At 67.2% G+C, this 12,441-nt stretch carries 14 protein-coding genes; 7 read left to right on the forward strand and 7 right to left on the reverse strand.

The window, feature by feature from the left end:
• Positions 1 to 14: 14 nt before the first annotated feature.
• From menD to menE, 3 genes are read right to left on the reverse strand one after another with little or no spacing between them, the layout of a single operon-like run.
• Positions 15 to 1,652: a 2-succinyl-5-enolpyruvyl-6-hydroxy-3-cyclohexene-1-carboxylic-acid synthase gene (gene menD, locus EV651_RS35305; protein WP_133789600.1), complete on the reverse strand. Its 1,638-nt coding sequence runs from the start codon at positions 1,650 to 1,652 to the stop codon at positions 15 to 17.
• Positions 1,649 to 2,575 (reverse strand): o-succinylbenzoate synthase, encoded by a 927-nt coding sequence (locus EV651_RS35310; protein ID WP_133789601.1) that lies wholly within the window; start codon positions 2,573 to 2,575, stop codon positions 1,649 to 1,651. The genes menD and EV651_RS35310 overlap by 4 nt, the downstream gene beginning before the upstream one ends.
• Positions 2,572 to 3,663, reverse strand: a complete 1,092-nt coding sequence (gene menE, locus EV651_RS35315) for an o-succinylbenzoate--CoA ligase (RefSeq protein ID WP_133789602.1) — start codon at positions 3,661 to 3,663, stop codon at positions 2,572 to 2,574. The genes EV651_RS35310 and menE overlap by 4 nt, the downstream gene beginning before the upstream one ends.
• 62 nt (positions 3,664 to 3,725) lie before the next feature.
• Here menE and EV651_RS35320 point away from each other — a divergent pair, with 62 nt between their 5' ends.
• Positions 3,726 to 4,598, forward strand: coding sequence for a 1,4-dihydroxy-2-naphthoate polyprenyltransferase (locus EV651_RS35320; RefSeq protein ID WP_133789603.1), 873 nt, complete (start codon positions 3,726 to 3,728; stop codon positions 4,596 to 4,598).
• Between the two features lie 242 nt (positions 4,599 to 4,840).
• A complete protein-coding gene (locus tag EV651_RS35325) occupies positions 4,841 to 5,965 on the forward strand; it encodes an SHOCT domain-containing protein (RefSeq protein ID WP_133789604.1) in 1,125 nt (374 codons plus the stop codon).
• A 33-nt stretch (positions 5,966 to 5,998) separates the two neighbouring features.
• On the opposite strand, the gene EV651_RS35330 is transcribed toward EV651_RS35325, so the two are convergent.
• Positions 5,999 to 6,445 carry an AAA family ATPase gene (locus EV651_RS35330; RefSeq protein WP_133789605.1) on the reverse strand — a complete coding sequence of 149 codons (447 nt, stop codon included), beginning with the start codon at positions 6,443 to 6,445 and terminating at the stop codon, positions 5,999 to 6,001.
• Positions 6,442 to 7,047, reverse strand: coding sequence for a TetR/AcrR family transcriptional regulator (locus EV651_RS35335; protein ID WP_133789606.1), 606 nt, complete (start codon positions 7,045 to 7,047; stop codon positions 6,442 to 6,444). Before EV651_RS35335 ends, EV651_RS35330 begins: the two co-directional genes overlap by 4 nt.
• Before the next feature lie 110 nt (positions 7,048 to 7,157).
• Here EV651_RS35335 and EV651_RS42730 point away from each other — a divergent pair, with 110 nt between their 5' ends.
• Positions 7,158 to 7,721: an alcohol dehydrogenase catalytic domain-containing protein gene (locus tag EV651_RS42730; RefSeq protein ID WP_238157397.1), complete on the forward strand. Its 564-nt coding sequence runs from the start codon at positions 7,158 to 7,160 to the stop codon at positions 7,719 to 7,721.
• Complete coding sequence (locus EV651_RS42735) at positions 7,688 to 8,131, forward strand: zinc-binding dehydrogenase (protein WP_238157398.1); 444 nt, start codon at positions 7,688 to 7,690, stop codon at positions 8,129 to 8,131. Before EV651_RS42730 ends, EV651_RS42735 begins: the two co-directional genes overlap by 34 nt.
• A gap of 204 nt (positions 8,132 to 8,335) precedes the next feature.
• Here EV651_RS42735 and EV651_RS35345 read toward each other — a convergent pair whose 3' ends face one another.
• A complete protein-coding gene (locus EV651_RS35345) occupies positions 8,336 to 9,454 on the reverse strand; it encodes a PLP-dependent cysteine synthase family protein (RefSeq protein WP_133789607.1) in 1,119 nt (372 codons plus the stop codon).
• Positions 9,455 to 9,536: 82 nt separating this feature from the next.
• Here EV651_RS35345 and EV651_RS35350 point away from each other — a divergent pair, with 82 nt between their 5' ends.
• Entirely contained in the window at positions 9,537 to 9,836 is a 300-nt protein-coding gene (locus EV651_RS35350) for a hypothetical protein (RefSeq protein WP_133789608.1), read from the forward strand.
• A 17-nt stretch (positions 9,837 to 9,853) separates the two neighbouring features.
• Here the strand turns inward: EV651_RS35350 and EV651_RS35355 are convergent, their stop codons facing one another.
• The gene (locus EV651_RS35355; protein WP_202870656.1) at positions 9,854 to 10,642 is read right to left on the reverse strand and encodes an SLATT domain-containing protein; all 789 of its coding nucleotides are present in this window, start codon (positions 10,640 to 10,642) and stop codon (positions 9,854 to 9,856) included.
• A 135-nt stretch (positions 10,643 to 10,777) separates the two neighbouring features.
• Between EV651_RS35355 and EV651_RS35360 the strand changes: the two genes are divergently transcribed.
• Entirely contained in the window at positions 10,778 to 11,794 is a 1,017-nt protein-coding gene (locus EV651_RS35360; RefSeq protein ID WP_133789610.1) for a M48 family metallopeptidase, read from the forward strand.
• Positions 11,795 to 11,801: 7 nt separating this feature from the next.
• Positions 11,802 to 12,410: a TMEM175 family protein gene (locus EV651_RS35365; RefSeq protein ID WP_133789611.1), complete on the forward strand. Its 609-nt coding sequence runs from the start codon at positions 11,802 to 11,804 to the stop codon at positions 12,408 to 12,410.
• Positions 12,411 to 12,441 lie beyond the last annotated feature (31 nt).

Here is a 12,441-nt window from a genome sequence, read left to right on the forward strand (position 1 = left end):
GCTGTTTGAGCGTCTTACTGCTTGAGCGCCGCGACCATCGCCGCGCCGAGCGGCCGGTGATCATCCCGGGAGATCCGCACCTCGACGACATCCAGGCCGGCGACCGCGGGCGTCAGCGCGGCCCGCAGCTCGTCGACGGTCTGCACCAGCGTGTGCGCCGTACCGCTGGCCGCGCACAGTGCGCCGATGTCCACGTTGTGCGGCGTACCGAAGACGCGCTCGAAGTGCGTCGCGTGCGTCGGATCGCCCTGTTCGAGCGTGGAGAAGATCCCGCCGCCGTTGTCGTTCACGACCACGATCCGCAGGTCGGGGCGGGCCTCGTCCGGCCCGATGACGAGCCCGTTGCTGTCGTGCAGGAAGGCGAGATCGCCGATCAGCGCATGTGTCGGGCCGGCGTTCGCGAGGGCGGCGCCGATCGCGGTCGAGATCGTGCCGTCGATACCGGCCAGGCCGCGGTTCGCGATCGTGCGGATCGGGACGATCGGGGCGAGGTCGAGGTCGCGGATCGGGTTCGACGAGGCGACGACGAGCATGCCGTCCGCGCCGACGGCCTCACCGACGAGGGCAGCGACCCGCGGTCCGCTCAGGCCGTCCGCGAGGACCTTGTCGATCTCCGGGCGGGCGAGCTGGTCGGCCTCCTGCCATCTGGCGAGCCAGTCGGTCCGGTCGGCTCCGGTGACCTCGAGCGCGGTGAGGACTGAGGCTGCGCGCCGGGCCGGGTCCGGCCACAGTCCGATCGGCGAGACCACGACAACCTCGACGTCGGGCCGGGCGAGCAGCTTCGAAATCGGGCGGGACAGCGTCGGATGCCCGAACACCAGCACCCGCTCGATCTCGCCCGCCAACGTGTTTGCCTGCAGCAACAACCGGTACGCCGAGATGACCGAGGGACCGGTCCGTGCCCGACTGGACGGCTCCGCGAACAACGGCCACTGTCCGGCCTCCGCCGCCAAACGCGCGGACTGTGACGCACCGTCGCCCGCGACGACCACGGTCTTCGGTCCGGGCGACACAGCGGCCGGACGGCCCGCTGCTGCGTGAATAGAGGTCCATGGGCCGGTGCTGCGTCCGCTCAGTGGCTCAGGCCACTCTGGTCCCTCCGTCGGAGTCAGGGGCTCCGAGAACGGACAGTTGAGCTGCACCGGACCCGGGTCGGCGGTGCGGGCACCTACTGCGGTCGCCACGGCTCGGGCCACCTGCGAGCGCCAGTACGCGACCTGACCGATCTCACGGACCGGCGTACCCATTTCGTGGAACAGGCGGACCGCAGAGCCGAAGACCTTGATCTGGTCGGTGGTCTGGTTCGCACCGCTGCCTCTCAGGGCAGGTGGCCGGTCCGCGCTCAGCACGATCAGCGGGAGCCCGCTGTGCGATGCCTCGAGTACAGCCGGGTGCAGGTTCGCTACCGCAGTACCTGACGTAGTCACCACGGGTACTGGTAGGCCGCTCCCCCGCATCAGGCCGATGGCCAGGAATCCCGCCGTACGCTCGTCGATGCGCACATGCAGTCGGAGCCGCCCGTCACGGTCGGCGGCTGCGAGTGCCAGGGCGAGGGGGGCGCTGCGGGAGCCAGGCGACACCACGGCCTCGCGTATACCGCAGCGGATCAGTTCGTCGACCACTACAGTCGCAAAAGCCGTGGACGGGTTCATCCGGCACTCCTTACTCGGGACAGGCGTTCTTCCCACACCTTTGTCCGGTCCGCGTCAGCACGTGCAGCTTCCAGCAGTTGGGGATCCGGTACGACGCTTCGGACCGGCAGGAACCCGTTGATGGGCAGCAGCGGCTCGGCAACCACCTCTTGGCTGAACATCGAGACCGTGGCGAGACCGCAGGCGTAGGGCAGCTCCGGAAGCGCAGCAGCGAGTGCGACGCCGGCAGCGATGCCTACTGAGGTCTCTAGTGCAGACGACACCACTACGGGCAGTCCGATCTGCTCAGCGATCTCCAGACACGCGCGAACGCCTCCGATCGGCTGCACCTTCAGCACGGCGATGTCCGCGGCGTCGAGCTTCTTGACCCGCAGCGGGTCCTCAGCCCGGCGGATCGACTCGTCAGCAGCAACAGGTACGTCGGTACGTCGCCGTACGTCGGCCAGCTCCTCCACGGTCGCGCACGGCTGCTCGACGTACTCCAGGTCGAACCGCTGCAACTGTTTGAGGTTCTGCACGGCCTGGTCAACCGACCACAGCCCGTTGGCGTCGATGCGCACCTGTCCGCCGCCGATCGCGTCCCGCACCGCTTCGACACGCTCCAGGTCGTCGGCGAGCGTCTGACCCGGCTCAGCCACCTTCACCTTCGCCGTACTGCAGCCGGACGCTCTGACGATCTCCGCAGCTTTCTCGGGTCCAACGGCCGGCACTGTGCAGTTGACGGGCACGCGGTCGCGCACTGGTGCCGGCCAGCCGTCCTCGGCCGCCTCCCGGGCCGCCCGCAGCCAGGACACACAGGTGGCGTCGTCGTAGTCCAGGAACGGGCTCCACTCCGCCCAGCCCGCAGCGCCTTCGTACAGCATTCCCTCGCGCACTGTGATGCCACGGAACTTGTTCCTGAGGCCGATCGAGTACGTGATCACCGCACGCCCTCCAGCAACCGCTGCCGGTCTACCTTGCCCGAGGCAAGCATCGGCAACGCCTGCAGCTGTACGACGTCCCGGGGGGCCCACGTCCGCGGCAAGGTTTGACTGACCCAGTCCCTTAGCTCCTCGCGCGTCGGCTCGCCTACTACGAACGCGACCACCCGCGTGCCCCACTCAGCGTCCGGAACCCCAAGTACTACGGCGTCCGCGAGCTTCGGATGCTCGAGCAGCCGCGCCTGCACGGTCGTCAGCGTGACGTTCACTCCGCCGGAGATCACCACGTCGTCCACGCGACCGATCACGCGCAGCCGCCCGTCCACCAGCTCACCGCGATCCTGCGTACGGAACCATCCGTCCTGCAGTACTTCGGCGGTGAGGTCCGGCCGTAGCCTGTACCCATCGAACAGCGTGCTCCCCTTGATGAGGATGCGTCCGTCGTCCAGGTCGATCGACGTACCGTCCAGCGGCACCCCCGCATAAACACACCCGCTGCCGGTCTCGGTCATCCCGTACGCCGGGATCGCGTTGACGCCGGCCTCCGCTGCCTTGGCCTTCAACGGCTCGGGTGTGGACGCGCCGCCGATGATGATCGCGTCGAACGACCGCAGCGCGTCCAGATCCGTCTCGAGATAACGGGCCAGCTGCGTCGGCACCATCGCGGTGTACCGGCGTACACCGGTCATCTGACGCGCGGCCGCGGTGAAGCTGTCGTTGAGCAGCACCGGTGTGGTACCGGCGACCAGCGAGCGCGTGAGGATCTGCAGGCCGCCGACGAAGTACGGCTTCATCGGGAGCAGCCACTGCCCCGGCCCGCCGAGTCGGTCGTGTGTGGCGGTCGCCGACGCGATCAGCGCCTCCCGCGACAGCAGCACGCCCTTCGGCTCACCAGAGGACCCGGAGGTGGTCAGCACCACCGCACAACCGTCCTCGACCGGCTCATCCGGCTTGGCCGCGTCGTGTACCCGTGCAGCCGAGGCCGGGTCGCTCGGCACCGGTGCGAACGGCGTACCGCTGCCGTCCAGCACCCCGGCGAGCGCCGCCAACACCCCGTCCGGCGTCCCCGGAACCAGTCGCAACCTAGACATGACACACCGAGCGTACGGCCCGCCTCCGGACGACCGGATCCCGGCTGACACAATCGATGGTCATGGCCACCCCTGCCCAGTGGATCGAAGGCGCCCGCCCCCGAACCCTGCCCGCCGCGATCTCCCCCGTTCTGGTCGGAACCGGCGCGGCCGCATACCTGGACGGCTTCGTCTGGTGGAAGGCGCTGCTCGCCCTGGGCGTCGCGCTGGCCCTGCAGATCGGCGTCAACTACGCCAACGACTACAGCGACGGCATCCGCGGCACCGACGAGAACCGGATCGGCCCGCTCCGCCTGGTCGGCTCGAAGGTCGCCACTCCGCGGGCCGTCAAGACCGCAGCCTTCACCTGCCTCGGCATCGGCGCGGCGCTGGGCATCGTGCTGTGCGCAACGACCACCTGGTGGCTTCTTGTCGCCGGGGCCGCGTCGTTGCTCGGTGCTTGGTTCTACACGGGCGGCAAGAAGCCGTACGGCTACCGGGCGCTCGGTGAAGTCAGCGTGTTCCTCTTCTTCGGTCTGGTCGCCGTCCTCGGTACGACGTACGCCCAAGCGGAAACGCTGCACTGGTCGGCCGTCGCCGGCGCTGTCTCGGTCGGTGCGATCGCCTGCGCTCTCCTGGTCGCCAACAACCTCCGCGACATCCCGACCGACTCGGTCACCGGCAAGCGCACGCTGGCTGTGGTGCTGGGCGCCGCCCTCTCCCGCCGCTTCTACGCCACCCTGATCGCCCTGGCCTTCGCCCTCGCGGCAATCTCGGTCATCGCCACCCCGTGGACCCTCCTGGCCTTCATCGCCCTCCCCCTGGCCGTGAAGTCCACCCGAATCATCCTCAGCGACGCAGTAGGCCCCGCCCTCATCCCCGTCCTCAAACTCACCGGCCTAACCGAACTCCTCTACGCCATAGGCCTCGCCGCAGGCCTAACGCTAGGCAGCTGAGCCGCACTCCACCAACACCAGCACGGCACCGAACCAGGCTGCACACCAGCCGACCCGAGTGCCGCCGCTTGCGGCCTGTGCACCTCGTTCGGCTCCTCCACGACATGGTCGAACCGCGATCACAGTGTATCGACACGAAATACCGGAACCATCGCGTATCGCAGCAGTGCACCCTGGCCTGCCGCCTCAACCCCAGTTAGCGTGGCGCTGTATAACCTCTCAATCGAGCGAGGAGACGACACATGGGTGCACAGTTGGGCCACAAGGTCTCCGAGAGCAAGGCTGAGAAATGGGCGAAGGCCCTCAGCTCCTGTTTGTTGCCGGGCGAAGAAATTTTAGCGCTGCTGAAATGCAACAACCTCCGACCACAGACAGAAGCGATCGCTGTCACGAACTTCCGACTCGGCGGGTTCGCCAGCGCTGGTTGGAGCGTCGAATTTCCGTACAGCCACGCGTTCACAATGGAGCCGGACGCGAAAAAAGAGACCGTGCTGGTGACAGTTGCCAGTCCGGACTCGCTGCCGCAGGGGAGCAACACGCGTCGGTCCGACATGCTCTTCAAGATGGTACAGAGGGAGGATCATGAGTTGCTTGCGACAACTGTCTCGCAAGCGCAGGCTGCATTCGACCCAAGCCTGTATCAGGTGGCTGACACCCGGGCTGCCGTCGTCGTCTCGGCCGCCGCGACGCGAATGGACGCCGCCGCGCGTGGTGAGTGGCCCGCAGGAACCAGGCTGGTCGGTTCGACTGTTTCCAAGAAGGCCGCACTAGCCATCGTCCGACAGTGCCATGCCCCGGAGGACGCACCCTGGTTGATCCTTGGAGCGGGTACGGCAGGCGTCCTCGCAGCCTGGCAGGACCGGCTCGCAATTATCAAGACGGGTGCGATGACCGGTCTGATGGCCGGCAGCCTGGGAGGGGAGCGGTCGGCGACGTTCCACTTCGTGGATATCACTGGCATTGAATACAACTCTGGACTGCTGAACGGCGTCCTGGAGGTGCTTACCCCCAGCTACGCCGGCGGCAGGACGAAGGACTTCTGGGGGCAGGGCGAGAACGACCCGTGGAAGCAGTCGAACTGCCTGCCGTTGACAAAGGCCGAATTCAACCTGGTCAACTCCGACATCAACGAGCTGAGATCGCGCATCGCAGCGTCGAAACGGCCGACGGTGGCAACGCAGATGCCGGCTCCCACGAGCACGCCACCCGTGAACGGAGCCACGGCCGGCGGTACAGCTTCAACCGTTGCCGCATCAGCGGGCGGCATCGTGGCGCAACTGAAGGAATTGGCCTTGCTGCACGAGGCCGGGGTCTTGACCGACGAAGAGTTCACAGCAGCGAAGCACCGAATCATTTCCGAAGCTTGATGAAGCGCGCTGCATCAGACCCACCGAGGAGCACTATCTGCGGTTTGCCAGGTCGTCGATGACAGCGGCGAGGTCGACGACGGGCTGCCGAGCGTCCAGTTCGAGGGTTGCGCCCGCGCGGAGGAGGGGCTCGACCGATTGGGCGTAGTAGGCGATTTCGGCTTGTTGTTCGGGGGTTCGGCCGTACGGGTTGTTCGTACGGCGGGTCACGCGCTCGATGAGGACGCCGAGCGGTGCGGTGAGGAGTACGACGTGCTCGAAGCGGTTGTAGAACTTGCCCTGGTTCTCGACCGTGCCTGAGACGATCACGTCGCTGTGCCCGGCAAGCAGGTCGCTCATGCGTTGCTCGTGCCAGGTGCCGTCGGGTTGGGTCCAGCCGTCGTAGTCGGTGTCGACGGTGTGGTGGCCTCGGCGGGCGAGTTCGTCTAGGAGTGTGGTCTTGCCGGTGCCGGACATGCCGGTGATCAGGATGCGGGTCATGACGCGAGGGTTTGCCAGGCGGCCATGGCGCAGGTGATGACGGTCTCGAGTTCGGCGCGGGTGGCGCCGTCGCGGGCTTGGATCGAGAGGCCTTGTACGACGGTGGCGTAGTACCTGGCCATTGCGTCCAGGCCGACCGGTGGCGCGAGCAGATCGCCGTCGGTCACGCCACGGGACAGGCGGTCCCTGATCTCGGCGTACTGACCTTGGCGGCCGGCAGCCAGAAACTCTCGTACTGCGTGATTTTCCGTAGCTCCCGTCGGGGCGGCGAGGATCAGCATGCAGTAGTGCGGGTGCTCGGGATGGGTGATCTGGTCGGCGGTCGCTTGCAGCATGGCGTGGATCGCCTCGCGGGCGGTCGGTCCTTCGCGGAGGACGCGGCGGGGCGGTTCGCCGGCTGTTGCGCCGTACAGGGCCATGACCTGCCGGAACAGGCTTTCCTTACTGCCGAAGCAGGCGTAGATGCTGGCGGACTTGATTCCCATGGCCTGGGCCAGGTCGTTCAGGGAGGTGCCTTCGTAGCCGCGTTCCCAGAAGACGTCGAGGGCCTGGCGCAGGGCGACGTCCGGGTCGAACGTTCGCGGTCTGCCACGCGTGGCCATGCGGGTCCCTCCGGAGATTTCTTGGTCGATCGATCAAGTTTATCTTGACCACTAGGTCCAGTGGTGTCACTATTTGTTGATCATTCGACAAACAAATAGGAGCGACCGCGATGCGTGCGCTGCAGCAAACGTCCTTGAACGGACCCTCCGACCTTCGGCTGGTCACCGATGCACCGGTCCCGGTCCCCGGCCCGGGCGAGGTGCTGATCCGGGTCGTTGCTGCCGGCATCAACTTCGTCGATATCTCGCAGGCTCGCGGAACGTTCGCAGGCGGGCCCCAACCGCCGTACATCGCGGGCATCGAAGCCGCCGGTGAAGTGACGGCAGTCGGCGAAGGAGTGGAGCTGGAACTCGGCACTCACCTGGTCGGCGTCAGCATCCGGGGCGGGGCATTTGCGGAGTACTTGGTGCTGCCGGCAGTCGCGGCCCTTCCGGTGCCGGCTGGTTGGGACGACGAGCAGGCGCTAGGCCTCGTGGTGAGCTGGCCGACTGCCTCGGCCGCGCTCCGGCTCGGCGGGCTGGTCGCCGGACAGACCGTACTGATCCACGCCGCGGCCGGCGGGACCGGGCAGGCCGCAGTGAAGATGGCGAAGCACTACGGTGCGACGGTGATCGCGACCGCCTCCCGGAGAAGCACGAGGTGGTGCGCCGACTGGGCGCCGAGCACATCCTGAGCTCTCGCAGCGCCGATCTCGCCGCCGAAGTACTGCGCCTGACCGACGGCGTCGGCGTCGACCTGACGCTCGAGTCGGTCGGTGGCCCGACCCTCGACGCGAGCCTGGCCGCCACAAGACGCGTCACCGGCCGAGTAGTCGTCTTCGGCCTACCCGCCGGCGAGGCCGCACTCAGCAACTGGGACCTCGTCTACAAGCACCAGGTCCAGCTCATCGGCCTCAACATCGGCATCCTGATCCAGACCACGCCACAGCTGTACGGCGAGATCATGGGCGAACTGTTCCGCCTGATCGCGACCGGAGTACTCGGCCCCGCCGAGCCCACGACGTACGAGCTCGCCGACGGCCCGAACGCACTCACAGAACTCGAATCCCGAGCCACCGTCGGCAAACTCGCCCTACGACCCTGAAGCGCACGGCGGCGGACCGACGGCCAACCCCCAGGAAAGTGTGGGCGTGAACAGCAAATGACCTGTCCAACCCCACCACCACGCCGGCTACCGCACCAGAACATTCACCCAACAGCACGACCCAGGCCCCGGCGAAGCCGGCAACAAATCAGCCGCGCCGAAGGCGTGTCCTTCAAACACAACCGCACCTGGTCGTGCGGAAACCTACTCCGGTTCGGTCCAGTGGCCGGTGGCGGCGAAGGTTTCGAGGGTGGTGGTGTAGGGGGTGATGTCGATGCCGCTGGTGCGGAGCCAGGCGTCGTCGTAGTAGGTGTTGCCGTAGCGTTCGCCGCTGTCGCACAGGAGGGTGACGATGCTGCCGCGGGCGCCCGTACGGCGCATTTCGGCGGCCAGGCGTAGTGAGCCCCAGAGGTTGGTGCCGGTGGAGCCGCCGACGAGGCGGCCGGTGACGCGGGAGCAGAAGCGCATCGCGGCGATCGAGGCGGCGTCGGGGACCGAGATCATCCGGTCGACGACGCCGAGCACGAACGACGGCTCGACGCGCGGGCGGCCGATGCCTTCGATGCGGGACGGGCGGCCGGTGGAGAACTCGTGGTCGCCGGCTTCGAAGGCCGGGAAGAACGCCGAGTTCTCCGGGTCCACCACGGCGACCGACGTGTCGTACCGCTGGTAGCGGACATAGCGCCCGATGGTGGCCGACGTACCGCCGGTCCCCGCGCCGACCACGACCCAGGTCGGGATCGGGTGCTGTTCCAGCGAGAGCTGCCCGAAGATCGACTCGGCGATGTTGTTGTTGCCGCGCCAGTCCGTCGCGCGTTCGGCGTACGTGAACTGGTCCATGTAGTGGCCGCCGGTCTCGTCGGCCAGGCGCTTGGCCTCGCCGTAGATCTGGCCGGAGCGCTCGACGAAGTGGCAGCGGCCGCCGTAGAACTCGATCAGCTCGATCTTCTCCGGGCTGGTCGACGCCGGCATCACCGCGATGAACGGCAGGCCGAGCAGGCGGGCGAAGTACGCCTCGCTGACCGCGGTGGAGCCGCTGGACGCCTCGATGACCGTGGTGCCCTCGTGGATCCAGCCGTTGCACAGGGCGTACAGGAACAGGGACCGGGCGAGCCGGTGCTTGAGCGAGCCGGTGGGGTGCACGGACTCGTCCTTGAGGTACAGGTCCACACCGGAACCCTCCGGCATCGGGAACACGTGCAGATGCGTGTCCGCGCTCCGGTTCGCGTCGGCGTCCACGATCCGGATCGCCTCGGACACCCAGGCGCGCGCCTTCTCGTCCCGGCGATCGACCTCACGGCATACCCCGTCAACCTCACTCATGCGGGCCAGGCTAGGACGTCAAGCCCGATTTGAGTATTCCTACGCTCTGCAACCACCTCCTCGGGCGGCGAGGATCGCAGGCATGATCCCGCTCGGCGCCATCCACTTCTCACCCGAGGAGGTCGCGCTGATCCTCGCGATCCTCGCCTTCGGGTCGATCGCACTGGCACTGCCGGCCACCCTCACCCTCGCCTGGGTCGGCTACCGCCGCGGCACGACACGACCGGCCGCGAACGCCCTCGGCTACTGGCTCGGCGGTACGGCGCTCTCCGTCGCAACGACCGCACTGGCGGCAGGACAGGGCCTCGGCTGGTGGTCAGTGCCCATCGGGTGGGTCCCCACCTTGTTGCTGGCGGCAGCGCTCAATCGCTCGCCAAGGTAAACCACCTGCCTCGGTGCTCATTCGTCACGTTCCGGAGGCTGGTCGATGTTCTGCTCGCGTTTGCGCTGCTCAGCTCGCAGGCGCTCCACCTCCTCCACCAGATCCAGCAGAGCGAGTTCCTGAGACTTTCCCTTGTATCGCCCGATCCCAATGCCGAAGCAATTACGTTCGTATTCGATTGCGTCGGCCGTCTGCTGCAGATAGAAGCTCCGCTCTCTGAATTTGAAGTAGCCGGTGAAGCCGGCAGCGAGCCCGACAGCGAAAGTCGTCCCGACACTGGCCCAGCGCAAGGACTCTTCGGACAGCGCCAAACTCGTCATCGAGGTCGCGGCCAGCGATCCGACAATGATCACCGCCTGCAAGAAGTTGTTGATGCGTCGATAGCGGACGGCGCCCCGGCGAAGCGTCTCCAGATCCGACGCGATCTCCTCATGGTAGGCGTACTGGCGGAGCTTCAATTGAGGCTCCTGCTGTGAGAGCAGGTAAGCCTTTCGCTCACGCTGGACCACGATCTGCAACTCGAGGTCGCCGGGGCCCTCGACGTCGCCTTCGAATCTCTGGGCTCCGTAGACCAACAGGCCGATCGCGAGCAGCGCTATGGCGATACCGAGCGGCGTACCTATCAGCTTCTTTCCGACACCGAAGTCCGGAGATACGTACAGCGCATAGGCGCAGAACGCGAGGAAGGGCAAACCAACGAGCGCCGAACGCACCGACCGTCGTACAACACGGGCTGTGTGCAGGCGCCGGTCAAGCTCCAGCAGGGTGCGGTTGATCTCCAGCAGTTCCTCGGCACGGTTCGCCACGTTCTCCTCCGACTCGCCACCGATCCGTTGACGCGTCACGGTAACCGCCCAACCGCTCGACAGCATCTCGGGGCAAGCGCTCCGCCCCTTGGGCGAGCTAGGTTGGGAACCCATGACGAACGGGTTGGGGGAACGATGACCGAGAACAGTGATCGGCCGACGCGGCAGCGGGTGACGTTGACCGATATCAGCTCGCGGGCGTGGGAACACCCCGCTGACCGTGGTGCTCTGGTGGCACTGCGGCAGCTGAAGGGGTTCGACTACGTCCTGCGGAAGATGTCGGGACTGATCAACGAGCGCGCGTTCCGGCTGCAGTACCTCGGCTCGGCGATCCGGGTCGACGAGCGGCAGTTCCCGACCGTGAACCGGCTGTTCACCGAGGCGGGCTCGACCCTCGACGTCCGCCAGCTCCCGGAGTTGTACGTCACCAACAGCCCGATCTGGAACGCGGTCACGATCGGCATGGACAAGCCGTTCATCGTGGTGAACAGCGCCCTGCTGCAGGGTCTGGACGAGGAGGAGCTGCGCTTCGTCCTCGGTCACGAGCTCGGTCACGCGCAGAGCGGGCACGCGCTGTACCAGTCGCTCCTGCTCTGGCTGATGCGCCTCACCGGCGCGATCGGCTGGATGCCGATCGGAGCGCTCGGGCTGCGCGCGATCATCGCCGCCTTGCACGAGTGGTCCCGCAAGGCGGAGCTGTCCGGTGACCGGGCCGGCCTGCTCGCGGTCCAGGACCCGGCGGTCGCGCTGCGCGTCCAGATGAAGCTCGCCAGCGGCGGTCAGCTGAACGAACTCGACACCACCGCGTTCCTTGCGCAAGGCACGGAGTACGAGAGCGCCGGCGACCTGCGCGACAGCGTTCTGAAGCTGCTGCTGCTCGAGGCGCAGTCGCACCCGCTGGCCGTGATCCGCGCGCACGAGCTGCGCCGCTGGGTCGACGAGGGCGAGTACACGACGATCGTCTCCGGTGATTACCCGAAGCGCCAGGAAGACGGCGACGCGTCGATCTCGCAGGAGGCGAAGAACGCCGCCAAGTCGTACTCCGACGCGTTCAACCGCTCGCAGGACCCGCTGGCCAAGTTCCTCCGCGACCTCGGCGACGGCCTCGGCGGCGTCCGCGACTGGGTGTCGTCGAAGTTCCCGCCCCGGTGACGGTGGGATGCTGAAGACCGCCCGCCTGGAGGCGTTCAGTGACGGTGTCTTCGCGATCGCGATCACGCTTCTGGTCATCGAGATCAAGGTCCCCGAGGACACCGCACACCTCGCGGAGCAGTTGCGCCACCTGTGGCCGTCGTACCTCGGGTATGTCATCAGCTTCCTGGTGATCGGTCTGATCTGGGCGAACCACCACGCCATGTTCGACCACATCGCGAGCGCCGACCGGATGCTGCTGTTCCTCAACACCCTGTTGCTGCTCCTGGTCGCGCTCATCCCGTTCACCGCGGGCGTACTCGCCTCCGCCTTGCGCAACCACGAGGGCGAGCGGACCGCGGTCGTCCTGTACGGCGCCGTACTCGTCGCCGGCGGTCTGCCGTTCAACGCGATCTGGGAGTACGCGCGCCGCGGGCACCGGCTGCTCGGTGACACCATCAGCCCGGCTGAGGCACGCGCGATCAGTCGCCGCTTCCTCCTCGGACCGGTCCTGTACGGCGCGGGCACCGCGCTGGGGGCGGTCCTCCCGGTCCTCGGCATCATCGCGTTCGCACTGCTCATCCCGTTCTACTGGCTGCCGCCGCAGATGTCCCGCCTGACAGCGAAATCGGCCTGACGGCAACCGTCCGCACAGGAGATGCTGTGCA

It is taken from the genome of Kribbella sp. VKM Ac-2571, assembly GCF_004362255.1.
In the GTDB taxonomy this organism is placed as follows: Bacteria; Actinomycetota; Actinomycetes; order Propionibacteriales; family Kribbellaceae; genus Kribbella; species Kribbella pratensis.